Here is a 25,527-nt window from a genome sequence, read left to right as displayed (position 1 = left end):
GCGATCAGTTCAGGCGGACCATGGGGCATTCAAGGACGAAGCGTTCCGGCACAGGAGAATTGCGCCAATCCGGCAGCTCCCGCTTCTGGAACGCTTCGAGCGACGGATAGCCATCCGCCGCCCAGCCGTATCGACTGACCTGCTGGAGTTCGAACACTTCGTACCTGCACTGGCGGCTGCGCGTCTTGACGCGAAACGCGATCCGCTGGTGATCACCCGCCAGATCCTTCTCGAGAACTTCGTAGCGGCTCGGCTTGCAGATGCTGTAAGTCGATATCCACTCGATGGTCCGTTGGCGCACGAAGAGAGAACCGTTGCACGCGCGGCCCGTGCCGTTGAAAGCGCCGGTGAACGAGGTATCGGCCGCTGCCGCAAGGCCTGCAACGCAAAGCAGGCAAAGGCCCACGGCCCTGATCAATTGCATGTCGCACCCTTCGCCTGGCGCACGGCGCCCAGCGCGTGGTCCATCTTCCTTGCGTACATCGAATCGCCCCCGGCGTTGTAGTAGGTCGCGACACCCGAAGGAGTGATCGGCTTCCAGCCGGTAACGACACGCTGGATGGATGCCTTCTGGTACTTCAACACATCGCCGGGCTTGAGCAGGTAGCTCGACGGGTTGAGCTTTCTCATCACCTCGGGCGTACTTCCCTGCGCTCTCGCGATCTTGTCGATGCTGTCGCCGGCCCTCACGGTCACATCGTAGGTCTGGGTGTCTCGGTCCGGCACGCTCTTGAATTCAAAGTTCGCCATCCGCATGAGCAGGTAACCGATGCCGGCCCGGATGTTATGGGTAGGCGCGGACTTCACCGCGCCGACGGACAGGCCAACGCGAAACGACGGGGGGATGATCAGGTCGCCGCCCTCTTTGCCACCGAGCAGTGCCATCAAGCCAGGATCACTGTTGTTGCCGATCTGCATGGGGGCCGATCTCCATTGAGGAAGATTCGCCCCCGTCTCCACCCACAGCATCGCCTTGACGACCCGCCAATCGAGCGGAACGTAGCCCGGCGTGCGCGACAGATGCCTGTCGTATTCATCGACGGCCGACCGTATCTCGCAGTCGTAGGCATTCCATCGGTCGTCGGCCTTGTCGATGTTGTCTTCCCATTTTTCGAATCCGGTCCTGGGTTTGGGCTTCGGTGCGGCGTGCCTGGCTGCTGGATGTCCTGCGGTCGTGTTCATGAGCTCCCTTGTGCGCTTTTATTGGAAGCTCCGTTGTAGACCTCCCACGACAAACACACTGTCAAGCATCGTCACCCGCCATGGCACTTGTTCTCGCGGAACGCAATTTCATCGCCGCATGAGCACCTTCGCCCTACGCACCAACCCTCATTGCCAAGCCCCCGCCCCCTCCGCAGAATCCGCCCACTAAATAGAACGAGCGTTCGATTTAACAGGCCAAGCCCACCCACGGCCTCTCGAGATTCACAACAACGACAGGGACTCCCCGAATGAAGCGCAGAGACATCCTCAAGTGGTCCGCCTCGGCGGGCGGTCTCGGCCTGCTGGCCGGCAAGCCTTCCACCGCATCGGCCGCGCTGCCGGTGCTCAAGCCCACGCTGCCGCAGAAGATCGACCCGATCAGCGCCACGCTGCGGCGGCTCGAGCTGGTCGGGCGACAGGCGACTTACCTCTGGACCGAATCGCACATCAACCTCGCGGGCGTGCCGATGGGCGCGGTGGTGCCGGTGGGCGAGCTGCCGGCCGTGGAGCATCAGCTGAAGACGGTGTCGAAGGCGGTCGAGGCGGTGACCAACTTCGCGGCCTCGTTCGCCACCAGCACGCTCGCCTCGGGCAGCCTGCAGTCGCTGGACAACCTGCGCACGCGCATCGCCGGGCTGCAGGCCACGTTCGACCAGCTGGCGGCGCAGAACGCAGGCCTCCTCGCGCTGCCGGCGGCGGTGCTGGCGCTGCTGGGCACGCTCGCCGGCAGCGTGGGCGACGCGGGCACGCAGCTCAAGCAGATCCACCACGACCTGCTCTCGCAAGGACCGCTGGGCGCGCTGAACGGACCCAAGACGCTCGCGCAGTACGACGCGCTGTTCGTCACCATCGAGAAGCCGTCCATCTCGCAGATCCTGCACGACAACGACCTGTTCGCGGCCATGCGCGTGGCCGGGCCGAACCCGATGCTGCTGCAGCGGGCCACGTCGCTGCCCACCAGGTTCCCGCTGGGCAACGCGCAGTACCAGCAGGTCATGGGCGCCAACGACAGCCTCGCCGATGCGGCGGCCGCGGGCCGGCTCTACCTGCTGGACTACGAGGGCCTCGGCGACATGGCGCCGATCGGTCCGGTCGCCAAGCCGCTCACGGGCACGGGTTACGTCTACGCGCCGATCGCTCTCTTCGCGCGCCCGAAGAACGGCCGCTCGCTCGTGCCGGTCGCCATCCAGTGCGGGCAGGACCCGCTGCAGAACCCGATCTTCCTGCGCGCCGACGACACCACCGATGCCGAGGCCTACTGGGCCTGGCAGTCGGCCAAGACCGCGGTGCAGGTGGCCGACTTCAACTACCACGAGATGTTCGTGCACCTGGGCCGCACGCACCTGATGTCCGAGGCCTTCGCGATGGCCACGCAGCGCCAGCTCGCGACGGCGCATCCCCTCAGCCGCCTGCTCTCGCCGCACCTGGAAGGCGCGATGTTCATCAACGAGTTCGCCACGCTGATCATCATGGCGCCGCTGACCACGGGCGACGTGATCCTCGCGGCGCCCATCCAGACGCTGCAGCGCGAGTGCGGCCGCGACCGGCTGGCCTGCGATTTTTACGACCGCCTGATGTTGCCCAACGACCTGCGCGCGCGCGGCGTGGACGACACGACGGCGCTGCCCGACTACCCTTACCGCGACGACGCGCTGCTGGTGTGGAACGCCATCGCGCAGTGGGTGGCCGACTACGTGGCCGTGTACTACCCGAGCGACAGCGACGTGACGGGCGACTACGAACTCGCGGCCTGGGCGAGCGAACTGGCCACGACCGGCAAGGTGAAGGGCTTTCGCGCCATCGCCACGCGCGTGCAGCTGGTCGACGTGCTCACCGCGATCATCTTCAACACCAGCGCACAGCATGCGGCGGTGAACTTCCCGCAGTATTCGGTGATGACCTATGCGCCCTTCAGCGCAGGCGCGGGCGGCACGCCGGCACCCACGACGAGCGCGGGCCAGAGCGAGGCGAGCTGGTCGCAGATGCTGCCTTCGCGGCTCGCGGCGCAGGAGCAGATCCTGCTGTTCCACATTCTCGGAGGCGTGTACTACCGGCCGCTGGGCGAATACAAGGACAACATCTTTCCGCACCTGCCGGTGCTGCTGGATGCGGCGGTCGCGGGGCCGGGCGGGCCGCTGGAGCGCTTTCGCACCGCGCTGGCCGGCATCGAGAACACCATCCGCCAGCGCAACACCACGCGCACCCGGCCTTACGAGCACCTGCTGCCGAGCCGCATTCCCTCGAGCACGAACATCTGAGGGCGCTCAGCGCCGCATGGTGTCCAGTTGCGTGACGGGCGTGCTGTCGTTGCCCCACGCGCCGCGGATGTAGGTGAGCACGGCCGCCACTTCCGCTGCATCGAGCACCTGGCCGAACGGCGGCATGCCGTAGGGGCGCGGATTGCCCGCCGTCGATGGCAGGAAGCCGCCGTGCGAGACCACCTGGATGAGGTTCGTCGGCGGCGACATGTTCACCGCGCGGTTGCCCGCCAGCGGCGGGTAGGCGCCGGTCGCGCCCTGCCCCTGGTCGCCATGGCAGTAGGCGCAGCGCTGGTCGTAGATCTTGCCGCCGCGCGCCATCGTGCCGGCGTCGCGGCGGATGGAAGCGGGCGTGCGTGCAGGCTCGCCCGACTTGGGAACGTCGGGCAGGTCTTTCAGATAGCCCGCCATCGCCGTGAGGTCGGCCTCGCTCAGGTGCTGCGTGCTGCGGAACACCACGTCGGCCATCGGCCCCATCACCGAGCCGCCCGGCGCGGTGCCGGTCTTGAGCAGCGCCACCACGTCGGCCGTGGGCCATCCGGCCACGCCGGCCTGGTGCCTGTCGGTGAGCGATGGCGCATACCAGTTCTCCACCGCGATGAGCCCACCCGAGAGGCCGAGCCTGGTCTCGGTCGCACCCAACGAATTGCGCGCGCCGTGGCAGGCGATGCAATGGCCGAGGCCATCGACGAGGTAGGCGCCGCGGTTCCATTCGGCCGGCTTGCCCGCGTTGGCCACGAAGGGCTCGGGCTTGAACGAGAGCGCGCGCCACACCGCCAGCGCGGCCTGCGTGTCGTAGGGAAAGCGCAGCCGGTGCGCCAGGTTCGGCGCGGGTGCGGGCGCGACGGTGCGCAGGTACGCGTAGATGGCGTCCGAGTCCTCGCGCGTCACCTTGGTGAAGTTGGGGTACGGGAACGCCGGGTAGAGAAGCCGCCCGTCCTTGCTGCGGCCGTTGTGCATCGCGCGCCAGAAGTGCGCGCTGCTCCAGCCGCCGATGCCGGCCTTCGCGTCGGACGTGAGGTTGCTCGAATGGATGGTGCCGAAGGGTGTCTCGATCGGCAGGCCGCCCGCGTAGGGCTGGCCGCCGCGCGTGGTGTGGCAGCCCGCGCAATTGCCGGCCAGCGCGAGGTAGCGGCCGCGCTCGACCTGCTGGGGCGTGGCGTCGAAGGCCTGGGCTTGTTCGGGCAGCGGGTCTTCGCCGCGCAGGTTCATCGCCACGAGCACGCCGGCGCATACGGCCGCCAGCACGATCAGGGTGAGGAGGGTCCAGCCGAGGTGTCGCAGTTTCATCGCGCGCTCACTTCGGCATGCCGCCGCAGGCTACACGCTGCGATCCAGGCAGGGGTGCGGGCAGCGTTGCCGCCGGCTTTGTGTCCGCGGGCATCGGCTGCACGGCCAGCCAGCTCGCGACGGCATTGATGTCGGCCGTGCTCATGTGGCGGCCGACCTCGGCCATGCAGTCGGGCGCCATCGCATGCCGCTCGCTCGTGAGCCAGGCGCCCAGCTGCGAGGACACATAGAGCCGCGGCAGCCCGAGCAGCCCCGGGATCGCCGGCTGCACGCCGGTGAGCGCCGCGCCGTGGCACTGCACGCAGGCCGGGATGCCGCGCGCCGCATCGCCTTCGAGCGCGAGCTTGCGGCCGCGCTGCAATTGGTCGGGCGTGGCGTCGCTGCTGGGGGAGATCGGCGGATACGGCAGGTCGAGCCCCGCGAAGTACTCGGCCATCTCGCGCAGGTACGCGTCCGAGAGGTGCTGCACCATGTACGCCATGTCGGCGTTGAAGCGGCGGCCGTCGCGAAAGCTCACGAGCTGGTTGAACAGGTAGCCCGCGGGCTTGCCGGCCAGCCGCGGAAAGAAGCCCGCATTGGTGGTCGCGCCTTCGCGGCCGTGGCAGGCGATGCACGCGGCCACGCGCTGCTCGATGGTGTCGGGCACGGTGGCCGGCGGCGCGGCGCCCGCCAGGCCCTGCGCGAGGAACAGCAGCGCGAGCGCGAAGGAGCGGAGACCGGCCGTCATGTGCCGGCCACGAAGCGCGCCAATGTGATCAGGCCCGCGACCAGCAACAGCACCACGACCAGCGCGACGCCGATCAGCGGCAGGATGCCGACCTGCGCGGTCCGCCCCTCGGCGTCGGCGCGGCGTCCGCCCAGCCCGATGAAACTCCAGAGAACGGCGCGCACCGCGCGCATGAGATTGGACATGCACCGACTGTGCCCCAGAAAGCCCCCAAAAAACAGATGCAGATTCGACCCGATTCACCGGTGCAGATAAAGTCCGTGCCAATGAAGAACCCCGCGCCATGAAACGCTACGAGGCCCTGGCCGCAGACATCGAGGCCTCGATCCGCAACGGCACGCTGAAGACCGGCGACCGCCTGCCCTCGGTGCGCCACACCGGACAGAGCCGCGGGGTCAGCGCCTCGACGGTGTTCCAGGCCTACTACCTGCTGGAAGCGCGCGGCCTCGTGCGGGCGCGCGACCGTTCGGGCTACTACGTCACGGGCGGGGGCCTGCGCGATGCGCCGCCCGAATCCACCCTCACCTCGCGCCCCGCGGACGGCCCCATGTCGCTCGACGTGAGCGACCAGGTGTTCGACATCCTGGAAGCCAGCATGTCGCGCAAGGTCGTGCCCTTCGGCTCGGCGTTTCCGAGCCCGCTGCTGTTTCCGCTGGCGCGGCTGGGCCAGTTCATGGCCGCGAGCGCCAAGTCGCTGGACCCATGGAGCACGGTGGACGACCTCACGCCGGGCAGCGCGGCGCTGCGGCGGCAGATCGCGCTGCGCTATCTGGCCGACGGCATGCAGGTGCCGGCCGAAGAAATCGTCATCACCAACGGCGCGCTCGAGGCGCTCAACCTGTGTCTCGCGGCGGTCACGCGGCCGGGCGATGCGGTGATCGTCGAATCGCCCACCTTCTATGCCGCGCTGCAGGCGCTGGAGCGCATGGGCCTGAAGGCCATCGAGGTGCCGACGCATCCGGGCGAAGGCATCGACCTCGGCGCGCTCGAGCAGGCCATCGCGGCGCACCAGCCCAAGGCCTGCTGGCTCATGACGACTTTCCAGAACCCGCTCGGCAGCCTGATGCCCGATGCGAAGAAGAAGGCATTGGTCGAACTGCTCGCGCGCCACGAACTGCCGCTGATCGAGGACGACGTGTACGCCGAGCTCTACTTCGGCGAGCGCCGGCCCGCGCCGGCCAAGGCCTTCGACACGCAGGGGCTGGTGCTGCATTGCTCGTCGTTCTCCAAGTGCCTGGCGCCGGGCTACCGCATCGGCTGGACCTCGGCCGGGCGGTTCGCCCGCAAGGTGGCGCGGCAGAAGCTCACGTTCACCCTCAGCACATCGGCGCCCGCGCAACTCGCGCTCGCGGCGTACCTGGAAAAAGGCGGCCTCGACAAGCACCTGCGCAAGCTCCGCCAGACGCTCGCGATGCAGCAGGCGACCTTCGCGCAGGCGGTGGGGCACTACTTTCCCGAAGGCACGTGCGCCACGCGGCCGCTGGGTGGCTACTTCCTGTGGGTCGAGCTGCCGCCGCAGGTGAACGCGCTGGACATCCATCGCCAGGCGCTGGCGCTCGGCATCAGCGTCGCGCCGGGGCCGATCTTCTCGGCGACGCGCGCGTTCACGCACTGCCTGCGCCTGAACTACGGCCACGCGTGGAACGCGCAGAGCGAGAAGGCTATGCGGACACTGGGCCGCCTGGTGGCCGAAGCCGCAGGCGGTACAGCCTGAACAGCAGGAACGACGCGATGCAGAGGTTCAGCAGGTTCCAGCCGATGCCGTTCAAGAACGCCGCGTGGTAGCTGCCGGTCAGGTCGAAGACCTTGCCCGACATCCACCCGCCCAGCGCCATGCCGAACAGCGAGAACATCAGCACCGTGCCCACGCGCGCGCCGGCTTCCTTCGGCGGAAAGTGCTCGCGCACGATGATCGCGTAGGCCGGCACGAGGCCGCCCTGGAAAAGCCCGAACAACGCCGAGATCACGTAGAGCGACGCGAGCCCGTCGAACGGCAGGAACAGGAGCAGCGCAATGCACTGCAGCACCCCGCCCAGCAGCAGCGTGCGCAGCCCGCCGATGCGATCGCAGATGGCGCCCGACACCAGCCGGCTCACCACGCCGAAGCCCAGCATCAGCGACAGCATCATCGCGCCCTGCGTGGGCCCGTAGCCCAGGTCGCCGCAGTACGCCACGATGTGCACCTGCGGCATCGCCATCGCCACGCAGCAGGCCACGGCCGCGACGCACAGGAGGCCCTGCGCCGTTGTCATGCCGAGGCCGAAGGGGCGCGTCATGTCGCGCGGCGGCACGGCATTGTTCGATGCATTGCCGGTCGGCGCCACGGCCACTGCGGGCGGCCGCGCGCGAAAGAAGAGCGCGAGCACCGCCATCGCGATGCCGCAGAAGATGCCCATGCCGATGTAGGTCTGGCGCCAGCCGACCGTCTCGATGAAGTGCTGCGCGATGGGTGGCCAGATGGCACCGGCGACGTAGTTGCCGCTCGCGCAGATCGCCACCGCGATGCCGCGCCGCTTGACGAACCAGAGCGAGGTGTCGGCCACCAGCGGCGCAAAGGCGGCCGAGCTGCCGAGCAGGCCGACCAGCAGGGCCTGCGCGATGGTGAACGAGACGATGTCGCCCGACAGCCCCGTGGCGATGTAGCCCGCCGCGAGGAAGACCGAGCCCACGAGGAGCGGCCACATCACGCCGAAACGGTCCGCCAGCTTGCCCATGACCACGCCGCCGAAACCGAAGCCGAGCATCAGCCAGGTGTAGGGCAGCGAGGCCGCGGCTCGGTCGATGCCGAATTCGGCCTGCACCGCAGGCAGCATCACCGAGACCACGTACATGCCGCTGCTGCCGACCGTCATGATCAGGAGCGTGAGGGCCAGGCGCAGCATGGCGTAGCGCGAATCCGCCGCGTGGACGGTTGTCTCGGATGTCTTCATTGTTTTTCTCCTCGCCGAGGATAACCCTCCGGCGCGAAGACGCGGGCACGTAATGTCCGGCGGCGCGGGGCCGCCTGCGCGCGCGAGACGCGGATCAGCTCACCGACACGACCGGCAGCGTGACGTTCGCCGAAGCCTTGGGCATCGGCCCACCCGGCTTGGGCTTGTCGTCGCAACCGGCTGCGAGGAAGCCGATGCAGAACAGAAGAGCGAGTGCTGTGCTTCTCATGCGGCGGATGCTATGCCCGCCGCCTTGCGCGTCAAGTCGGACGCCGCGCCGAGAGAGGCCAGACGCTACCGGTTTCTCCAGGCCTGGGTGCGCTCGAGCGCCCAGTGGCCGGCCAGTGCGAACACCCCGCGGCCGATGGCGGCCGTGAGCATGATCAGCGAGGCCATCGCGGCCGCGGGCGCCACGTCGCCGGCATCGTCCATGTTGAGCACGGCGATGGCGGCCAGCGTGGTCTGCGGCGAGTAGAGGAACACGACGGCCGACACGGTGGTCATCGCGTTGACGAAGAAATAGCCGCCCACGTTGAGCACGGTCGGCAGCGCCACCGGCAGGTGCACGCGCCAGAGCGTGCGCCAGAACGGCACGCCCATCGACTCGGACACCAGCTCGTACTCGCGGTCGAGCTGACGCAGCGCGGCGAGCGAGGTGAGGTGCGCTACCGAGAAGAAATGCGCCACCGTGCAGATCACCAGGATCGTCATGCCGCCGTAGAGGCCGTTCAGCGGATTCGACGGCGAGATGAAAAAGAAGATGTAGCCCACGCCCAGCACCAGCCCCGGCACCGCGAGCGGCAGGTTCGCCAGCAGGTTGAGCAGTTCGCGCAAGAGGCCGAAGTGGCGCGGCTTCTCCACCAGGTAGGCCGAGACGAAGGTGACGAGCGCACCCGCCAGCGCGGCGCACAGCGCAAGGCGCAGCGAGTTGAAGTAGCTGCCCCAGCCGCCGCCGTCCATGTTGCTGAAGTCGTAGTTCTTCAGCGACGGCGCGAGCTGGTAGGGCCAGTAGGTGGCCAGCGATGCGAACACCGCCATGCCGATCATCACGAGGATGGCAAAGGCCGTGAGCACGCAGAACGCGAGCAGAGCGCGATCGCGCACCTTCACCGGTTCAGGCCGGTATGGCGTGGCGCGTGCCGAGAGCGCCGAGGCCTGCTTGCCGCGAACGTGGCGCTCGACCAGGAAGGACAGCACCGCCGGAATCAGCAGCACGAGGCCGACCACCGCGCCCATCTGGAAGTTCTGCTGGCCGACCACCTGCTTGTAGATGTCGGTCGCGAGCACGCCGGTCTGCCCGCCGACCACCTTGGGCACGCCGAAGTCGGTGATGACGAGCACGAACACCACCATCGCGGCCACGATGAGGCCGTAGCGCGAGGACGGCAGTGTCACGGTGCGGAAGATGCGCCAGCGCGAGGCGCCGAGCGTCTCTGCCGCTTCATAGAGGCGGCCATCGGACGTGGCCATGGCGGTGGTGAGGATCAGCAGCGCATGCGGCAGCGTCCAGAACACCGAGCCGAGCACGATGCCCAGCGGCCCGTAGATCGAGGCATCGCCCATCAGCCCCTTGAAGAGGCCCTGGTTGCCGAACAGGTAGACCAGGCTGATGGCCGGCAGCAGCGAAGGCGCGAGCAGCGGGATGAGCGCCACCGCGCGCAGCAGCCCCTTGGCCGGCATGCACGAGAGCGTGAGCGCGTAGGCGAACACGTAGGCGATGGCCGTGCAGATCACGGCGCTGACCGCGGCGATCCACAGGCTGTTGAAGGCCGACTGCACGAGCGCCGGGCTGTCGAGGTAGCGCGCGAAGTTCGCCAGGCCCACGAAGGCGCCCGTGCGATCGAAGAAGCTCTGGCCGACCAGCGCGCCGACGGGCAGCGCGACGATCACGACCAACAGCAGCACGACGAGGGCAACCGCCGCACCGGTGAGCCAGCGCTCGCGGTCGAACGCGCTCGTGCGCGGCATCGCCATCGGCCGGGCGGCGATGGCGTCGGGGGTGCTGCTCATGGCTCAGTGCGCCAGGACCGACAGTGCATTCAAAGGCAGTTGGATGTGCACCATGCTGCTGGGCACCAGCGGCTCTTCGCCGCCGTAGCGCGCATCCGCGGGCAGCTCGGCTTCGATCTCGATGCCCAGCGGCTCGCAGGCCAGCCGCGCCGAGGTGCGGTTGCCGAAGAATTCCGTGTCGAGCAAACGTGCCGCAAAACTGTTGGCGCCCAGCTCGGTGCCGAAGCGCTTGACCACCACGTGCTCGGGACGGATGCCCACGGTGGCCTGCGAACCCACACTCAAGCTGTTGAGGTTGCCCGGCGCGCAGAACAGTTCGCTGTCCCGCACGCGCACCTTGCCGTCGGCCAGCACGGTCGCGGGCAGCATGTTCATGCGGCCGACGAAGCCCGCGACGAAGCGGGTGCGCGGCTGGCGGTACAGCTCATCGGGCGTGCCGGCCTGCTCGATGCGGCCGTTGTGCATCAGCACCACGCGGTCGGCCATCGAGAGGGCTTCTTCCTGGTCGTGCGTGACCATGATGGTGACGATGCCCAGGCGCTTTTGCAGCGAGCGGATCTCGCTGCGCAGGCTCGCGCGCACCTGCGCGTCGAGCGCGGAGAGCGGCTCGTCCAGCAGCAGCAGGCGCGGGTTGGGCGCCAGGGCGCGGGCCAGGGCCACGCGCTGCTGCTGGCCACCCGAGAGCTGCACCGGGTACTTGTCGGCATGCGCGGCGAGGCCGACGAGGTCGAGCATCTCGCGCGAGCGCCTGGCCATCTCGCGGGCGAGGGCGCCGGTGGGATGCAGGCCGTAGGCGATGTTCTGCGCCGCCGTGAGGTTGGGAAACAGCGCATACGACTGGAACACCACGCCGAAGCCGCGCGCCGCGGGCGGCAGGCCCGCAATGTCCTGGCCGCCCAGCAGGATCTGCCCGCTGTCGGCGCGCTCGATGCCGCACACGATGCGCAGCAGCGTGGTCTTGCCGCAACCCGAGGGACCGAGCAGGCACACGAATTCGCCCGGCTCGATGTCCAGGTCGATGCCGTCGAGCACGCGGGTGGCGCCAAAGGACTTGCCGATGCCGCGGAGAGAAAGAAAACTGGTCATGGTCGAAGCCCGTCAGTCAAGGAACACCGCGGAACCGGCTTTGCCGGGCCGCAGGTGTTGCCCCCGGTAGGGGGTTGGCGAAGCGACACGAAGTGCGCGCAGACTGGGGGCGAGCTCATTACATCGGCTTCTTTTCGGACTTCGATTCGTAGCGCTTGGACCATTCCGTCAGGATGCGGTCGCGGTTCGCGGCAGCCCAGGTGAAGTCGTTCTTGGCGAGCAGCTTCTCGACGTCGCCCGGCACGAATTCGAGCTTCTCCTGGATGCCCGGCAGCGCGAGCACCGCGAAGTTCTTTGCGTACAGCTCGTTGGCCTGCTTCGTCACAGCCCAGTCGGCCAGCGCCTTGGCGGCTTCCTGCTTCTTGCTGGTCTTGATGATGCCGGTGGCTTCCATGTCCCAGCCCAGGCCCTCCTTGGGCAGCACGATGTCGATCGGCGCGCCGTCGCGCTTGGTCTTGTTGGCGCGGTATTCGAAGGACATGCCGAGGGCGAACTCGCCGGCGCCGGCCTGGCGGCAGGGCTTGCTGCCCGACTGGCTGTAGATGCCGATGTTCTGGTGCAGCGCGTCCATGTACTTCCACGCTTTTTCTTCGCCCATCATCTGGATCCAGCCCGACACCATCAGGTAGCCGGTGCCCGATGCCGCGGGGTTGGGCATGGTGATCTGGCCCTTGTAGATCGGGTTGGCGAGGTCGGCCCAGCTCGTGGGCTTGGGCAGGTTCTTCTTCGTGGCTTCGGCGGTGTTGAAGCAGATGGCCGACGACCACACGTCCATGCCGACCCACTTGGGCGGATTGGCCGGATCGCGCATGGTGGGCTTGATGGCGTCCAGGCCCTTGGGCGCGTAGGGCTGGAGCATGCCTTCCTTGTCCAGCAGCATCAGCGAGGTGGCGGCCAGGCCCCACACCACGTCGGCCTGCGGGTTGGCCTTTTCGGCCAGCAGCTTGGCGGTGACGATGCCGGTCGAATCGCGCACGAACTTCAGCTCGATGCTGGGGTTTTCCTTTTCGAACGCGGCCTTGTAGGCCTGCACCTGGTCGGCTTCGAGCGCGGTGTAGACCAGCAGTTCGGTGCGGCCCTGTGCAAAGGCTGCGAACGCCAGCGAGAACAGGGCGGCTGGCACGGCGGCACGACGGATGAAGCGAAGCAGCATGATGGGAAATCCCTCGGGAAAATTGGAAATGACGCGGACAAAAGTACGCACGACCTCGGCCGTGAACGCGGCGATGCTCGCAGCGCCATGTGACAGGGGTTTGTCAGATGCGTCACACGGATGTCATGGCGCACGGCGACGCTTCACGGGCTGTCGCACGCGCTTCCGTTTCACTTCCATGACACTCGACCTCGCAGAGATCGCCCGCCTGTTCGCCGAACGCGGCGGGGTTGCCTACGCGGGCGAGCCGGTGTCGCAGCTGGAGCACGCGCTGCAGTGCGCGTGGTTCGCCGAGCAGGCGGGCGCGGGCGATGCGCTCGTCACGGCCGCGCTGCTGCACGACCTGGGCCACCTGCTGATCGCCGAGCACCAGACGCTCGTGCAATCGCCCACCGAACTGGGCATCGACGACCGCCATCAATACATCGCGCTGCCTCTTTTGCGCGGCGCCTTCGATGTGGAAGTGCGCGAGCCGATCCGGCTGCATGTGGATGCCAAGCGCTACCTGTGCGCGACGCGGCCGGACTATTTCTCCAGGCTCTCGCCGGATTCGGTGCGCAGCCTGGCGCTGCAGGGCGGGGTGATGGATGCGGCGGCGGCGAGCCGTTTTGCCGAGCACCGCTGGGCCGGCGATGCGGTGCGGCTGCGGCTGTGGGATGAAGAGGCGAAGGTCGAAGGGCTGAAGACGCCGCCGCTCGCGCACTTTCTTGCGACGGCTGCGCGGGTCCTGTTGCGCTGACGGAACTTTTGCGGTCCGGCGGCCAGGTTTCAGGTCCGTTTAAGAAACATTTGTCTACTATGGTTTCCTCATGATGTCCGGCGCACCTGCGCCTGCGAGGAAATCTGCATGTCTTCATCCGTCACGGCGCGCGCGAGCTCGTTCATCCAGGTTCTGCGCCGCGTCTTCACGCTGGCGGCGCCCTACTTCCGGTCCGAGGAGAAATGGCGGGCCCGCACGATGCTGCTGGCCATCGTGGCGCTCAATCTCTTCTATGTGTACGTGGCGGTGCTGGGCAACCAGTGGTACGGGCGCTTCTACGACGCGCTGCAGAACAAGGATTCGGTGGTCTTCTGGCGCGAGGTCGGCGTCTTCGGCTGGATCGCGTTCGCCAACATCGCGGTGCAGGTGCTCAAGTTCTACGTGACCCAGCTGCTGCAGTTGCGCTGGCGCGCCTGGATGACGCGCAGCTACCTTGCGCGCTGGATGGCCGATCGCACCTTCTATCACCTGGAACTCGCGCGCTATGCGGGCCAGAACGGCCAGGCGCCGGACAACCCCGACCAGCGCATCCAGGAAGACATGCAGATGTTCACCAGCGCCACGATGTCGCTGTCGATGGGCCTGCTCAATGCCGTCGTCACGCTCCTGAGCTTCATCGGCCTGCTCTGGGGACTGTCGGGCAACTTCTCCTTCACGTTCAGTGGCACCACCTACCAGATCGTCGGCGCGATGGTCTGGGTGGCACTGGGATATTCGATTGCCGGCACGGTCGTCACCCACTTCATCGGCCGCCCGTTGATCGGGCTGAACTTCAGGCAACAGCGCTACGAGGCCGACTTCCGGCACCACCTGGTGCGCGTGCGCGAGTACAGCGAAGCCATCGCGCTGGACCGCGGGGAAAAGGTCGAACGCGAGCAGCTCGGCCTGCGCTTTGGCGACGTGCTGCGCAACTACCTGCTGCTGATCAAGCAGCAGAAGAACCTGGTGACCTTCACCTCGTTCTTCGGGCAGGCGGCCGTGATCTTTCCGTTCCTCGTGGCGGGGCAGCAGTACTTCGGCGGGGCCTTCCAGCTTGGCCACCTGATGCAGATCGGCTCGGCCTTCGGCAAGGTGCAGGAGTCCCTCAGCTGGTTCGTGGACAACTACGACAGCGTGGCCGTGTGGCGCGCCACCACCGACCGTCTCACCACCTTCGACGATGCCATGCGCGCCCACGCCACGCGGGAGAACGCCCTGCAGCGCGACCCGGCGGCCATGCTGCAAACCGGCGACCTGGCGGTCTCCCTGCCCAACGGCACCCCGTTGCTTTCAAGCGCCGCGTTCTCGGTCCTGCCGGGCGACAGCGTGCTGCTGCAGGGCCCCTCGGGCAGCGGCAAGTCGACGCTGTTCCGCTCCTTTGCGGGCATCTGGCCCTTCTCGCGCGGCCGTGTGCAGGTGCCGGACGATGCCGTCTTCATGCCGCAGCGGCCCTATGTGCCCGATGGCAAGCTGCGCGATGCGTTGACCTATCCAAACCCCGCCGCGAACTTCACCGACGACCAGTTGCGCCAGGCCCTGGCCGACGCCCTGCTCCCCGACCTGGCCAGCCGCCTGGACGACAGCGATTCGTGGAGCCAGAAGCTCTCCGGCGGCGAGCAGCAGCGCCTGGCCATCGCGCGGGTGCTGTTGAAGAAGCCGGCATGGCTGTTCGCCGACGAGATCACCAGCGCCCTCGATGCCAAGGCCGAGGGCGAGCTCTACAAGCGGTTGTCGGACACGGTGCATGCGGCCGGCGGCGCGATGGTGTCGATCGCGCACCGCGCGGCGGTCGGCGACTTCCACAACCAGCGCTGGACGCTGGTGCCGCAGGAAGAAGGCGCCGCCGGTGGCGCGCGCTACCGGCTGGACACCTCGTCGATTCAGCCGGCAGCGGCCTGATCGGAGTAACGCTCCCAGCCCTTCTTGCGCAGGTCGCAGGCGGGGCATTCGCCACACCCGTAGCCCCAGGCCTGGCGGTGCACGCGATCGCCGAGGTAGCAGGTGTGGGTCTCTTCCACGATCAGCTCGACCAGCGGCTCGCCGCCCAGGCGCTGCGCCATCTGCCAGGTCTCGGCCTTGTCGATCCACATGAGCGGCGTCTCGATGACCAGGCGGCGCTCCAGCCCGAGCGAGAGCGCGAGCTGCATCGCCTTCATGGTGTCGTCGCGGCAGTCGGGGTAGCCGGAGAAGTCGGTCTCGCAGACGCCGGTGACGATCACCTGCAGGCCGCGCCGGTACGCCAGCGCGCCGGCCAGCGTGAGGAACAGCAGGTTGCGCCCGGGCACGAAGGTGTTGGGCAGGCCGTCGGCCTGCATCGCGAAGGCGACCTCGTCGGTGAGCGAGGAGCCACCCAGCTGGGCCAGCGCCGCGAGCGTGAGCACGTGGTCTTCGCCCAGGCGCGGCGCCCAGTCGGGAAAGCGCTCGCGCAGCTGCGCGAGGATGGTGCCGCGCACGTCCAGCTCGACGCGGTGGCGCTGCCCGTAGTCGAAGCCCAGCGTCTCCACACGCTGGTATTTGGAGAGCGCATCGGCAAGGCAGGTGGTCGAGTCCTGGCCGCCGGAGAACAAGACGAGGGCGGTGGTGTGCAGGGGCATGTCCGTCAGCGGGGCCGTTGTAGTCCAAAGACGCGATTTTCGCAGGCCGGGCCGAAAGCGCGAATACGATCCCGCGCATGAGCACCAAACACCTTCTTGCATGGGCCGCCACCTTCATCGTGCTGCTGGTGATCGACATGCTCTGGCTCGGCGTCGTTGCCAAGAACCTGTACCAGCAAGCGATGGGCGACCTGATGTCGCCCGAGCCCCGGCTGGCCTTCGCGGCGGTGTTCTACCTGCTGTACCCCATCGGCCTGCTGGTCTTCGCGATCCTGCCGGGCGCCGATGCGCAGAGCGTGACGCGGGCGGCGGTGCTGGGCGGGCTCTTCGGGCTCTTCTGCTACGGCACCTACGACCTGACCAACCTGGCGGTCATCCGCAACTGGCCGCTGGCCCTGTCGTTCATCGACATCGCCTGGGGCACGCTGGTGAGCGGCGTGGCCGCCGCGGCGGGCGCCCTGGCGTTGCGCTGGTACGCCGGGCGTTGATTTCGTCCCACACTATGACTTTAGTCATGGTGGTTGTAACGCCTTGTCAAGGCAAAATCCTGCACCAACGATGCAGGGGACAACAAGATGGGCGAGCGCGGCACCGCGATCAGCTTCGAAGACTTTCAGGGCACACGCAATTTCGCCGCACTCGACGGTCTTCGGGCCGTCTCCGTCTTCCTCGTCTTCAGCGACCATTTCGGCGGCATCGGCTGGACGCGCTTCTCGGGCTGGCTCGGCGTCCACGCCTTCTTCGTGCTCTCCGGCTTCCTCATCACCACGCTGCTGCTGCGCGAGCGCGACACCACTGGCGGCGTGTCGCTCAAGGCGTTCTACATCCGCCGCACCACCCGCCTGCTGCCGCTCTACCTGCTGGTCTTGCTGGCCGTGCTGGGCCTGAGCCATGGTGCGCAGAACGGCACCTGGGAGCAGATGAAGGCGGCCATGCCGTACTACCTGACGCTGCTCAACGAGCTGGCCGACATGGCACCCCTGCACATGACCTGGACGCTGGGCGTGGAGTGGAAGTACTACCTGGTCTGGCCCACGCTGCTCGTGGTCTTCGGCATGACGCTCAGGTCGGGCCTGGCGACCGTCGGCTTCTGCCTCGCGGCGCTGGCCATGATCGGCATCGGCGATTTCCAATGGAAACTCCTGCTGCCGCAGAACTACGTCGGCATGCTGTTCGGCTCGGGGCTGGCCATCCTGATGAACACGCGCCGCACCTTCGGGTGGGTTCGCTGCCTCATGACGCATGGCGCGGCCATCGCGCTCGTGCTGGCGCTGCTGGTGGTGCACCGGCGCTTTCCGCTGATCGCCGGGCGCATCGGCGATGCGTCGGCCATCGCGGTGTACAGCCTGCTGATCGCAATGCTGATCCCGGCCCTGATCGCCGCCCGCACCTGGGTCGCCCGGGCGCTGGCATCGAAGCCGCTGGCGTTCGTCGGGCACCGCTCGTATGCGATGTACCTGGTGCAGTACACCGCCGCGCACGCGGTGATCGCGGTGTTGCCGGGTCCCACCATCGTGGGCGGCACGCTGCTTTTTCTTTCGTTCGCCGTGGCGCTGGTGCTCTCGGACCAGCTCTACCGCTGGTTCGAGAAGCCGATCACCGACTGGGGCCACCGCTGGGCCAAGGCGGTGAAGCTAGCGGCCCTCTCGAAGACGCCGCTGCCAGGCTGCGACGCCGCTGGCGCGCTGCAACCGGGCCACAACCGCAGCCCGCTCTGAATCGGCTCTAGAGGAAGCGCTCGAGCAGCTTGCGCGAAGGCCGGTCGAGCGCCTTCGCATCGGCAATGCGGAACTGCACGCCGTGCGCGCTGGCAATCAGCAGCGCGCCGCCTTCGAGGCGGCGGATGTCTTCCTCGGCCTTGAGCACGAAGCTGGTGTCGCCGCGGTCGGTGCTCACGGTCCAGGTGCTGGGCACGCCGAAGCTGGAAACCTTGTGCAATTTCAGCAGCGTGGGCGCGAAGTCGCGCACCGCCAGTTCTTCTTCGAGCAGTGCGCGGGTCTGCGGCGGCAGCATCTCCACGCGGTCGATCCAGACCAGTTCGCGGCCGTCGCCGCCGACCAGCGAAATGCCTTCGCCGGGCGCCGTGAGCGGAAAGGCGCGCACGGGCGTGATGCCCACATGGCGCTCGCCCTGCGCGTCGGTCAGCACGAGGCGGCCGAAGGTGTCGCGCTCCATGGCGAAGGTGATGGTGGTGGTGTTGTCGGGGGTCATGCGTCACCTGCCGGATGTGCTGCGTGGCTGACGAGCGGCAGCTGCGCGCCGGCGCGCTCGTCGGCCGCGCCTTCGCTCGCATCGTCGTCGCCCTGACGCAGTTGCGCCTGGTAGAGCCGCCAGTAGGCGCCCTGCCTGGCCATGAGCGCATCGTGCGGCCCGACCTCGACCACCTCGCCGCGGTCCATGACCACGAGCCGGTCGGCCTTGCGCAGCGTCGACAGCCGGTGGGCGATGGCGATGGTGGTGCGGCCCTGCACGAGGTTGTCCAGCGCCTTCTGGATTTCCTTCTCGGTCTCGGTGTCCACCGCCGAGGTGGCCTCGTCCAGGATCAGGATGCGCGGGTCGATCAGCAAGGCGCGCGCAATGCTGATGCGCTGGCGCTCTCCGCCCGAGAGGCCCTGCCCGCGCTCGCCGACCAGCGAGTCGTAGCCGTGCGGCAGGCGCAGGATGAAGTCGTGCGCATGCGCGGCGCGGGCGGCGGCCACCACCTCCGCGCGGGTGGCGTCGGGCTTGCCGTAGGCGATGTTCTGCGCGATGGTGCCGAAGAACAGAAACGGCTCCTGCAGCACCAGCCCCACGTGGCGCCGGTAGTCGGCCACGGCGAAGCGGCGGATGTCGGTGCCGTCGACCTTGATGGCGCCGTCGGTCACGTCGTAGAAGCGGCAGATCAGGTTGACCAGCGTGCTCTTGCCCGAGCCGCTGTGGCCCACCAGGCCGATCATCTCGCCGGGCTCGATCACCAGGTCCAGGTCGTGGATCACCGCGCGCGAGCCGTAGCGGAAACCCAGGCCGCTCATCTCGATGCGCCCCTGCACGCGCTCCACCTTCACCGGGTTCGCCGGCTCGGGCACGTTGCTCACGTGGTCCAGGATGTCGAAGATGCGCTTGGCGCCGGCCGCGGCCTTCTGCGTGACCGAGACGATGCGGCTCATCGAGTCCATGCGCGTGTAGAAGCGGCCGATGTAGGCGATGAAGGCGGTCAGCACGCCCACCGTGATGCTGCCGCGCGAGACCTGCCAGATGCCGAAGCCCCACACCACGAGCAGGCCGATTTCGGTCAGCAGCGACACGGTCGGCGTGAACACCGACCAGGTGCGGTTGAGCTTGTCGTTGACCTGCAGGTTGTAGGCGTTGGCCGTGCGGAAACGGTCGGCCTCGCGGCGTTCCTGCGCGAAGGCCTTGACCACGCGGATGCCGGGAATGGTGTCGGCCAGCACGTTGGTCACCTCGGACCAGACGCGGTCGATCTTCTCGAAGCCGGTGCGCAGCCGGTCGCGCACCACGTGGATCATCCAGGCGATGAAGGGCAGCGGCACCAGCGTGACCACCGCGAGCAGCGGGTTGATCGAGATCAGGATGGCCGCGGTCATCACGATCATCAGCACGTCGTTGGCGAAATCGAGCGCGTGCAGCGACAGGAAGACGTTGATCCGGTCGGTCTCCGAGCCGATGCGCGACATCAGGTCGCCGGTGCGCTTGCCGCCGAAATAGTCCAGCGGCAGCGTCAGCAGGTGCTCGTAGGTGCTGGTGCGCAGGTCGGCGCCGATGCGCTCGGACACCAGCGCCAGCAGGTAGGTGCGCGCCCAGCCCAGGCCCCAGCCCAGCAGCGCCGCGCCCAAAAGGCCGCTCAGGTAGAGGCCGACGCGGGACGGGTCGATCTGCTTGCCGTTCTGGAACGGGATCAGGATGTCGTCCATCAGCGGGATGGTCAGGTACGGCGGCACCAAGGTGGCGGCGGTCGACAGCAGGGTCAGGAAAAACCCCAGGAAAAGCTGCTTGCGGTAAGGCTTGGCAAAACGGCCCAGGCGCAGCAGCACCCAGGTCGAGGGCGGGGTCTGAAGTTCGGTGTCGGCCGGTTCTTCCGCGTCGATGGCTTCGGGTGTCGCTTCCGCGACATCGGCGGCACGCTGGCCGAACAGCTTGAGCAGGCGCAGGGCATTGGCCTGGCTGGCGAGGGTGTAGCGCCAGCGCGCCAGGCGGCCATCGGGGCCGATCAGGTCGAGCGTGCCGACGCCCGAATGGTCGGCCAGCTGCAACTGAAGTGCGGGTTCTGTGAGTGGCCACTCACGCCATTCGCCACCCGGTTCCAGCGCAATCAGGCGCTGGTCAGTCAGGGCAACCAGGCCGGAAGCGAAACGAAGTTCGTAATCGAGGTCAACCGCGAGTGTTACCAGAACGTTTTCCGCGACTGCGAGCCGGTTTTTCAGCGCGCCTGAAGCCGCCTCGATTTCGCCCTCCCGGGTGCCGACTGGATCGTGATGTTGCATTGTGTTTCTTTGACTCTTGCCCGTCGCGGGCCGCGGGGACCGCTTCATGGCGTCCTTTGTCGGGCGCCGATTCTGACTGATCGCCATGGGCGCGCTTGAAGGCGCCGTGGTGCTCGGCCAAAGCACATCGAACGTTTTCATGACCCGTTTCGACGACATCCGCCTGCTGCGCATCAACTATTTGCGCGGTCCCAACCTCTGGACCTACCGTCCGGTGCTCGAAGTCTGGCTCGACCTGGGCCAACTGGAAGATTTCCCCTCCAACAAGATCGACGGCTTCACCGACCGCCTCACGGCCCTGCTCCCGGCGCTCATCGAGCACCACTGCGGCGTGGGCGAGCGCGGCGGCTTCATCCAGCGCCTTACCGAAGGCACCTGGTCGGGCCACGTGCTCGAACACGTGGTGATCGAACTGCTGAACCTGGCCGGCATGCCGACCGGCTTCGGGCAAACCCGCAGCACCTCGGAGCACGGCGTCTACCGCATGGTGTTCCGGGCGCGCGACGAGCAGGTCGCCCGGGTGGCGCTGGCCGAGGGCCACCGCCTCCTGATGGCGGCCATCAACAACGATCCGTTCACCGCTGGCGACGTGCAAAAGGCCGTCGAGGCGGTCAAGGCCAAGGTCGAGGACTGCTACCTCGGCCCGAGCACCGCAGCCATCGTGTCCGCCGCCACCGACCGCGGCATCCCGCACATGCGCCTGAACAGCGGCAACCTGGTGCAACTGGGCTACGGCGCCAACCAGCAGCGCATCTGGACCGCCGAGACCGACTACACCAGCGCCATCGGCGAATCGATCGCCAGCGACAAGGAACTGACCAAGTCCCTGCTCGCCAGCTGCGGCGTGCCGGTGCCCGAAGGCCAGATCGTCGCCAACGCCGAGGAAGCCTGGGAAGCCGCCGAAGACATCGGCCTGCCGGTGGTCGTGAAACCCTCGGACGCCAACCACGGCCGCGGCGTGTCGCTCGAACTGACGACGCGCGAAGAAGTGATGGCCGCCTTTGCGGTCGCCGAGCCCGAAGGCAGCGACGTGATGGTCGAGCGCTTCATCCGCGGCCACGAACACCGCCTCTTGGTGGTGGGCGGCGAAGTGGTGGCGGCCGCACGCGGCGAGATCATCACCGTGACCGGCGACGGCAAGCTCAGCGTGGCCGAACTGATCGAAAAGCAGCTCAACAGCGACCCGCGCCGCGGCGCCGAAGAGGAATACCCGCTCGACCTGATCGTGCTGGCCACCGACGCCAAGCTGCAGCTCGAGCTCAAGCGCCAGGAACTGGACGGCGCCGCCGTACCGGCCGCCGGCCGCGTGGTCACGATCCAGCGCAACGGCAACATGGCCAACGACTGCACCGACCAGGTCCACCCCGAAGTCGCGCATGCCGCCGTGCTGGCCGCGCGCGTGGTGGGCCTCGATATCGCCGGCATCGACCTCGTGGCGCTGGACATCTCCAAGCCGCTCGGCCCGCAGCGCGGCGCGATCGTCGAAGTCAACGCCGGCCCGGGCCTGCTGATGCACCTGAAGCCGGCCGTCGGTTCGCCGCGTCCGGTGGGCCGCGCGATCTGCGACCACCTGTTCCCCAACGATGCGCCCGGCCGCATTCCCGTGGTCGGCGTGGCCGGCTCGCAGGACACCGCCGTGCTCGCGCGCCTGGTGGCCTGGCTCATCAACCTGGGCGGCCGCCACACGGGCCTGGCCTGCCGCGACGGCCTGTTCCTCGAACGCCGCCGCGTCGACGCGCGCAACAGCGCCAACTGGGACGCCGGCCACCGCCTGCTGGTGAACCGCGCGGTCGAAGCCGTCGTGATCGAGAACGGCGCCGAGACCATCCTGCGCGACGGCCTGGCCTACGACCGCTGCGAAGTCGGCATCGTGACCGACCTGGAAGGCGCCGAAGCGCTCGGCGACTACGACATCACCGAGAGCGACCAGATGGTCAAGGTGCTGCGCACGCAAGTGGACGTGGTGCTCGGCGAAGGCACCGCCGTACTGAATGCGGGCGATGCGCGCGTGGCCGGCCTTGCGCCGCTGTGCGATGGCGCCGTCATTCTTTACGCCGCCGATCCGCAGGCTGCCGCGCTCACCGCGCACCAGGCCGCGGGCGGCAAGGCCGTGCTGGTGCGCCAGGACCGCGTGGTGCTGGCCAACGGCACGAGCGAATCGTTCCTGCCCGGCCTCGGGCGCCTGACGATCTGGCGCGCGACCCATGCCGGCGTGAGCCTCGAAAGCCTGCTGGCCGCCGTGGCCGCCGGCTGGGCCATGGGCATTCCGCTGAACCTGATCGGCGCCGGCGTCGAAGCCTTCGAGGCCGACCTGCAAGCGGCGCTGGCCTCGCTGCAGCTGTCGCAGACGCAGCCGCTCTCGTCGCAACATCCCCAACAACAACAATTTGCCTGATGCGCCATGACGCCTCCCACGAGGCGGGTCCCATCGTCCAACTGAAAAGAAATCGCGCGAAGCGTGCCGTAGCCCCATGAAAGTCACCCGCATCCGAGCCCTTCGCGGGCCCAATCTCTGGAGCCGCCACACCGCCATCGAGGCGGTCGTGGCCTGCGAAGGCGATGAGAACGCCATCAGCAAGCTGGCCGGTTTCGAGGCCCGCCTGCGCGCCCGCTTCCCCACCATCGGCGAACTGCACCCGATGGTGCTGGGCCAGCCGCTGGCGCTCGCCCATGTGCTGGAAAACGCCGCCGTGGCGCTGCAGGCGCAGGCCGGCTGCGCGGTCAACTTCGGCCACACCGCGCAAACGATGGAAGACGGCGTCTACCAGGTCACCTTTCAATACAGCGAAGAACCTGTCGGCCGGCGGGCCATTGCACTGGCCGAAGAATTGATCGCAGCCGCCCTGGCCGATACCGCCTTCGATGCCGCGGCCGCCATCACCGAGTTGCGCGACCTCGACGAATCCGAACGCCTCGGCCCGAGCACCGGCTCCATCGTCGATGCCGCCGTGGCGCGCGGCATTCCCTACCGCCGCCTGACCAGCGGCAGCCTGGTTCAGTTCGGCTGGGGCTCCAAGCAGCGCCGCATCCAGGCAGCCGAAGTCGACAGCACCAGCGGCGTGGCCGAAGCCATCGCGCAGGACAAGGAGCTGACCAAGCAACTCCTCAACGCCGCCGGCGTGCCGGTGCCGCTGGGCCGCCCCGTCACCAGCGCCGACGACGGCTGGGCCGCGGCAGGAGAAATCGGCCTGCCGGTCGTGGTCAAGCCGCAGGACGGCAACCAGGGCAAGGGCGTCACCGTCAACATCACCACGCAGGAGCAACTGACCTCGGCCTACGACTCGGCCGCCGTCTACGGCGAGGTGATGGTCGAGAAATTCCTCCCCGGCTTCGACTTCCGCCTGCTGGTGGTCGGCGACCGCCTCGTGGCCGCCGCACGGCGCGATCCGCCGCAGGTGATCGGCGACGGCACGCTCACCGTGCGCCAGCTGGTGGACACGGTGAACCTCGATCCGCGCCGCGGCGAAGGCCACGCCACCTCGCTCACCAAGATCCGCCTGGACGACATCGCCATCGGCCGGCTCGAATCGCAGGGCCTCACGCCCGAGAGCGTGCCCGCGCGCGGCCAGCGCGTGGTGCTGCGCAACAACGCGAACCTGTCCACCGGCGGCACCGCCACCGACGTGACCGACACCGTTCACCCCGAAGTGGCCGCGCGCGCGGTCGATGCGGCGCAGATGGTCGGGCTGCACATCTGCGGCGTCGACATGGTCTGCGAGAACGTGCTGCGCCCGCTCGAAGAGCAGCACGGCGGCGTGGTCGAAGTGAATGCCGCGCCGGGCCTGCGCATGCACATCTCGCCTTCGTTCGGCCGCGGCCGCGCGGTCGGCGAGGCGGTGATGGACACCCTCTTCTCCCACGGCGACGATGGCCGCATTCCCGTGGTGGCCGTGACCGGCACCAACGGCAAGACCACCACCGCGCGCCTGATCAACCACCTGCTCACGTCGAGCGGCCTGCGCACCGGCATGACCAACACCGACGGCGTGTATGTCGACGGCCGCCAGACCGACAGCGGCGACTGCAGCGGCCCCAAGAGCGCGCGCAACGTGCTGATGCACCCCGACGTGGATGCGGCCGTGTTCGAAGTGGCCCGCGGCGGCGTGCTGCGCGAGGGCCTGGGCTTCGATCGCTGCCAGGTGGCCGTGGTCACCAACATCGGCAGCGGCGACCACCTGGGGCTGAACTACATCACCACCGTCGAAGACCTGGCGGTGCTCAAGCGCGTGATCGTGCGCAACGTGGCGGCCGACGGCTACGCGGTGCTGAATGCGGCCGACGTGAACGTCGCCGCGATGGCGGCCGGCTGCCCCGGCCATGTGATCTTCTTCACCGCCGACCGCATGCACCCGGTGATGGCCACGCACCGCGCGCAAGGCAAGCGCACCGTCTATGTGGACCAGGACACGCTGGTCGCGGCCGAAGGCTCGTGGCGCGAGCGCATCGCGCTGCGCGACGTGCCCATCACGCGCAACGGCACCATCGGCTTCCAGGTCGACAACGTGATGGCCTCGGTGGCCGCGGCCTGGGCCGTGGGCCTGGACTGGGACACCATCCGCAGCGGCCTTGCGAGCTTCATGAACGACGCGGCCGGCGTGCCGGGGCGCTTCAACGTCATGGACTACCGCGGCGCCACCGTGATCGCCGACTACGGCCACAACACCGACGCCATGCGCGCGCTGGTCTCGGCCGTGGACACCATGCCGGCCAACAAGCGCTCGGTGGTGATCAGCGGCGCGGGCGACCGGCGCGATTCGGACATCCGCGACCAGACCGCGATCCTCGGCGAAGCCTTCGACGACGTGATCCTGTACCAGGACGCGGCGCAAAGGGGCCGCGCCGACGGCGAAGTCATGGCGCTGCTGCGCCAAGGCCTGCAGGGCGCGGCGCGCACGCGCTACATCGACGAGATCCGCGGCGAGTTCGTCGCAATCGACACGGCGCTGGCTCGCCTGCAGCCGGGCGACCTGTCGCTGATCCTCGTGGACCAGGTCGAGGAAGCGCTCGCTCACCTGGCGCAACGCATCGCAGCAGGCTGACACCGGGGTTGACGGAC

22 protein-coding genes are annotated in these 25,527 nt (G+C 68.2%); 9 read left to right on the top strand and 13 right to left on the bottom strand.

Annotated elements, in window-relative coordinates; genetic code table 11:
* Positions 1 to 4: 4 nt before the first annotated feature.
* Positions 5 to 424 (bottom strand): hypothetical protein, encoded by a 420-nt coding sequence (locus BM133_RS24190; RefSeq protein ID WP_093439508.1) that lies wholly within the window; start codon positions 422 to 424, stop codon positions 5 to 7.
* A complete protein-coding gene (locus BM133_RS24185) occupies positions 415 to 1,182 on the bottom strand; it encodes a LysM peptidoglycan-binding domain-containing protein (protein ID WP_093439505.1) in 768 nt (255 codons plus the stop codon). The genes BM133_RS24190 and BM133_RS24185 overlap by 10 nt, the downstream gene beginning before the upstream one ends.
* A gap of 269 nt (positions 1,183 to 1,451) precedes the next feature.
* Between BM133_RS24185 and BM133_RS24180 the strand changes: the two genes are divergently transcribed.
* The gene (locus BM133_RS24180) at positions 1,452 to 3,461 is read left to right on the top strand and encodes a lipoxygenase family protein (RefSeq protein ID WP_093439502.1); all 2,010 of its coding nucleotides are present in this window, start codon (positions 1,452 to 1,454) and stop codon (positions 3,459 to 3,461) included.
* A gap of 6 nt (positions 3,462 to 3,467) precedes the next feature.
* Here the strand turns inward: BM133_RS24180 and BM133_RS24175 are convergent, their stop codons facing one another.
* From BM133_RS24175 to BM133_RS24165, 3 genes are read right to left on the bottom strand one after another with little or no spacing between them, the layout of a single operon-like run.
* Entirely contained in the window at positions 3,468 to 4,751 is a 1,284-nt protein-coding gene (locus tag BM133_RS24175; RefSeq protein ID WP_093439500.1) for a c-type cytochrome, read from the bottom strand.
* 7 nt (positions 4,752 to 4,758) lie between these two features.
* A complete protein-coding gene (locus BM133_RS24170; protein WP_093439497.1) occupies positions 4,759 to 5,478 on the bottom strand; it encodes a c-type cytochrome in 720 nt (239 codons plus the stop codon).
* Positions 5,475 to 5,663, bottom strand: a complete 189-nt coding sequence (locus BM133_RS24165; protein ID WP_093439494.1) for a DUF2970 domain-containing protein — start codon at positions 5,661 to 5,663, stop codon at positions 5,475 to 5,477. The genes BM133_RS24170 and BM133_RS24165 overlap by 4 nt, the downstream gene beginning before the upstream one ends.
* 98 nt (positions 5,664 to 5,761) lie before the next feature.
* Here BM133_RS24165 and BM133_RS24160 point away from each other — a divergent pair, with 98 nt between their 5' ends.
* Positions 5,762 to 7,192 (top strand): aminotransferase-like domain-containing protein, encoded by a 1,431-nt coding sequence (locus BM133_RS24160; RefSeq protein WP_093439492.1) that lies wholly within the window; start codon positions 5,762 to 5,764, stop codon positions 7,190 to 7,192.
* Here BM133_RS24160 and BM133_RS24155 read toward each other — a convergent pair.
* The 5 genes from BM133_RS24155 to BM133_RS24140 all read right to left on the bottom strand — a co-directional run bounded on the left by BM133_RS24155 (position 7,140) and on the right by BM133_RS24140 (position 12,657).
* Positions 7,140 to 8,408 (bottom strand): MFS transporter, encoded by a 1,269-nt coding sequence (locus BM133_RS24155; RefSeq protein ID WP_093439489.1) that lies wholly within the window; start codon positions 8,406 to 8,408, stop codon positions 7,140 to 7,142. The two genes, BM133_RS24160 and BM133_RS24155, sit on opposite strands and share 53 nt — an antisense overlap.
* A 94-nt stretch (positions 8,409 to 8,502) precedes the next feature.
* Positions 8,503 to 8,637, bottom strand: coding sequence for a hypothetical protein (locus tag BM133_RS35590; RefSeq protein ID WP_256219343.1), 135 nt, complete (start codon positions 8,635 to 8,637; stop codon positions 8,503 to 8,505).
* Positions 8,638 to 8,702: 65 nt separating this feature from the next.
* Positions 8,703 to 10,418, bottom strand: coding sequence for a putative 2-aminoethylphosphonate ABC transporter permease subunit (locus BM133_RS24150; RefSeq protein ID WP_093439487.1), 1,716 nt, complete (start codon positions 10,416 to 10,418; stop codon positions 8,703 to 8,705).
* Between the two features lie 3 nt (positions 10,419 to 10,421).
* Positions 10,422 to 11,504: an ABC transporter ATP-binding protein gene (locus tag BM133_RS24145; RefSeq protein WP_093439484.1), complete on the bottom strand. Its 1,083-nt coding sequence runs from the start codon at positions 11,502 to 11,504 to the stop codon at positions 10,422 to 10,424.
* Between the two features lie 118 nt (positions 11,505 to 11,622).
* Positions 11,623 to 12,657: a putative 2-aminoethylphosphonate ABC transporter substrate-binding protein gene (locus BM133_RS24140; protein WP_093439480.1), complete on the bottom strand. Its 1,035-nt coding sequence runs from the start codon at positions 12,655 to 12,657 to the stop codon at positions 11,623 to 11,625.
* A gap of 178 nt (positions 12,658 to 12,835) precedes the next feature.
* Here BM133_RS24140 and BM133_RS24135 point away from each other — a divergent pair, with 178 nt between their 5' ends.
* Positions 12,836 to 13,396: a phosphonate degradation HD-domain oxygenase gene (locus BM133_RS24135; protein ID WP_093439478.1), complete on the top strand. Its 561-nt coding sequence runs from the start codon at positions 12,836 to 12,838 to the stop codon at positions 13,394 to 13,396.
* A gap of 108 nt (positions 13,397 to 13,504) precedes the next feature.
* Positions 13,505 to 15,295 carry an ABC transporter ATP-binding protein/permease gene (locus BM133_RS24130; RefSeq protein ID WP_093439475.1) on the top strand — a complete coding sequence of 597 codons (1,791 nt, stop codon included), beginning with the start codon at positions 13,505 to 13,507 and terminating at the stop codon, positions 15,293 to 15,295.
* Here BM133_RS24130 and queC read toward each other — a convergent pair.
* Positions 15,277 to 15,990 carry a 7-cyano-7-deazaguanine synthase QueC gene (gene queC, locus BM133_RS24125; RefSeq protein ID WP_093439472.1) on the bottom strand — a complete coding sequence of 238 codons (714 nt, stop codon included), beginning with the start codon at positions 15,988 to 15,990 and terminating at the stop codon, positions 15,277 to 15,279. The genes BM133_RS24130 and queC overlap by 19 nt on opposite strands.
* Before the next feature lie 77 nt (positions 15,991 to 16,067).
* Between queC and BM133_RS24120 the strand changes: the two genes are divergently transcribed.
* Together BM133_RS24120 and BM133_RS24115 are read left to right on the top strand one after the other, a co-directional pair.
* Entirely contained in the window at positions 16,068 to 16,478 is a 411-nt protein-coding gene (locus BM133_RS24120; RefSeq protein ID WP_093439470.1) for a DUF2177 family protein, read from the top strand.
* Positions 16,479 to 16,565: 87 nt separating this feature from the next.
* Complete coding sequence (locus BM133_RS24115) at positions 16,566 to 17,708, top strand: acyltransferase family protein (RefSeq protein ID WP_093439467.1); 1,143 nt, start codon at positions 16,566 to 16,568, stop codon at positions 17,706 to 17,708.
* A 7-nt stretch (positions 17,709 to 17,715) separates the two neighbouring features.
* Here the strand turns inward: BM133_RS24115 and BM133_RS24110 are convergent, their stop codons facing one another.
* Both BM133_RS24110 and BM133_RS24105 read right to left on the bottom strand, forming a co-directional pair.
* Positions 17,716 to 18,201 carry a cyanophycin metabolism-associated DUF1854 family protein gene (locus BM133_RS24110; RefSeq protein ID WP_093439464.1) on the bottom strand — a complete coding sequence of 162 codons (486 nt, stop codon included), beginning with the start codon at positions 18,199 to 18,201 and terminating at the stop codon, positions 17,716 to 17,718.
* Complete coding sequence (locus tag BM133_RS24105; RefSeq protein ID WP_256219342.1) at positions 18,198 to 20,240, bottom strand: cyanophycin metabolism-associated ABC transporter; 2,043 nt, start codon at positions 20,238 to 20,240, stop codon at positions 18,198 to 18,200. Before BM133_RS24105 ends, BM133_RS24110 begins: the two co-directional genes overlap by 4 nt.
* Between BM133_RS24105 and BM133_RS35585 the strand changes: the two genes are divergently transcribed.
* The 3 genes from BM133_RS35585 to cphA (BM133_RS24095) all read left to right on the top strand — a co-directional run bounded on the left by BM133_RS35585 (position 20,223) and on the right by cphA (BM133_RS24095) (position 25,510).
* The gene (locus BM133_RS35585; protein ID WP_256219341.1) at positions 20,223 to 20,420 is read left to right on the top strand and encodes a hypothetical protein; all 198 of its coding nucleotides are present in this window, start codon (positions 20,223 to 20,225) and stop codon (positions 20,418 to 20,420) included. The genes BM133_RS24105 and BM133_RS35585 overlap by 18 nt on opposite strands.
* A gap of 136 nt (positions 20,421 to 20,556) precedes the next feature.
* Complete coding sequence (gene cphA, locus BM133_RS24100; RefSeq protein ID WP_093439459.1) at positions 20,557 to 22,866, top strand: cyanophycin synthetase; 2,310 nt, start codon at positions 20,557 to 20,559, stop codon at positions 22,864 to 22,866.
* A gap of 76 nt (positions 22,867 to 22,942) precedes the next feature.
* Positions 22,943 to 25,510 (top strand): cyanophycin synthetase, encoded by a 2,568-nt coding sequence (gene cphA / locus BM133_RS24095; protein ID WP_093439457.1) that lies wholly within the window; start codon positions 22,943 to 22,945, stop codon positions 25,508 to 25,510.
* Positions 25,511 to 25,527 lie beyond the last annotated feature (17 nt).

The organism is Variovorax sp. 770b2 (assembly GCF_900115685.1).
Taxonomy (GTDB): Bacteria; Pseudomonadota; Gammaproteobacteria; order Burkholderiales; family Burkholderiaceae_C; genus Variovorax.
This window is presented reverse-complemented; position numbering and strand designations above follow the sequence as displayed.

Coding starts and splice junctions, on each gene's coding strand:
- BM133_RS24130 (WP_093439475.1), top strand. CDS start 13,505: ATGTCTTCATCCGTCACGGCGCGCGCGAGCTCGTTCATCCAGGTTCTG.
- BM133_RS24175 (WP_093439500.1), bottom strand. CDS start 4,751: ATGAAACTGCGACACCTCGGCTGGACCCTCCTCACCCTGATCGTGCTG.
- BM133_RS24115 (WP_093439467.1), top strand. CDS start 16,566: ATGGGCGAGCGCGGCACCGCGATCAGCTTCGAAGACTTTCAGGGCACA.
- BM133_RS24150 (WP_093439487.1), bottom strand. CDS start 10,418: ATGAGCAGCACCCCCGACGCCATCGCCGCCCGGCCGATGGCGATGCCG.
- cphA (WP_093439457.1), top strand. CDS start 22,943: ATGAAAGTCACCCGCATCCGAGCCCTTCGCGGGCCCAATCTCTGGAGC.
- BM133_RS24155 (WP_093439489.1), bottom strand. CDS start 8,408: ATGAAGACATCCGAGACAACCGTCCACGCGGCGGATTCGCGCTACGCC.
- BM133_RS24140 (WP_093439480.1), bottom strand. CDS start 12,657: ATGCTGCTTCGCTTCATCCGTCGTGCCGCCGTGCCAGCCGCCCTGTTC.
- queC (WP_093439472.1), bottom strand. CDS start 15,990: ATGCCCCTGCACACCACCGCCCTCGTCTTGTTCTCCGGCGGCCAGGAC.
- BM133_RS24165 (WP_093439494.1), bottom strand. CDS start 5,663: ATGTCCAATCTCATGCGCGCGGTGCGCGCCGTTCTCTGGAGTTTCATC.
- BM133_RS24135 (WP_093439478.1), top strand. CDS start 12,836: ATGACACTCGACCTCGCAGAGATCGCCCGCCTGTTCGCCGAACGCGGC.
- BM133_RS24185 (WP_093439505.1), bottom strand. CDS start 1,182: ATGAACACGACCGCAGGACATCCAGCAGCCAGGCACGCCGCACCGAAG.
- BM133_RS24170 (WP_093439497.1), bottom strand. CDS start 5,478: ATGACGGCCGGTCTCCGCTCCTTCGCGCTCGCGCTGCTGTTCCTCGCG.
- BM133_RS35585 (WP_256219341.1), top strand. CDS start 20,223: ATGGTCGGCCAGCTGCAACTGAAGTGCGGGTTCTGTGAGTGGCCACTC.
- BM133_RS24145 (WP_093439484.1), bottom strand. CDS start 11,504: ATGACCAGTTTTCTTTCTCTCCGCGGCATCGGCAAGTCCTTTGGCGCC.
- BM133_RS24110 (WP_093439464.1), bottom strand. CDS start 18,201: ATGACCCCCGACAACACCACCACCATCACCTTCGCCATGGAGCGCGAC.
- BM133_RS35590 (WP_256219343.1), bottom strand. CDS start 8,637: ATGAGAAGCACAGCACTCGCTCTTCTGTTCTGCATCGGCTTCCTCGCA.
- BM133_RS24180 (WP_093439502.1), top strand. CDS start 1,452: ATGAAGCGCAGAGACATCCTCAAGTGGTCCGCCTCGGCGGGCGGTCTC.
- cphA (WP_093439459.1), top strand. CDS start 20,557: ATGGGCGCGCTTGAAGGCGCCGTGGTGCTCGGCCAAAGCACATCGAAC.
- BM133_RS24190 (WP_093439508.1), bottom strand. CDS start 424: ATGCAATTGATCAGGGCCGTGGGCCTTTGCCTGCTTTGCGTTGCAGGC.
- BM133_RS24120 (WP_093439470.1), top strand. CDS start 16,068: ATGAGCACCAAACACCTTCTTGCATGGGCCGCCACCTTCATCGTGCTG.
- BM133_RS24160 (WP_093439492.1), top strand. CDS start 5,762: ATGAAACGCTACGAGGCCCTGGCCGCAGACATCGAGGCCTCGATCCGC.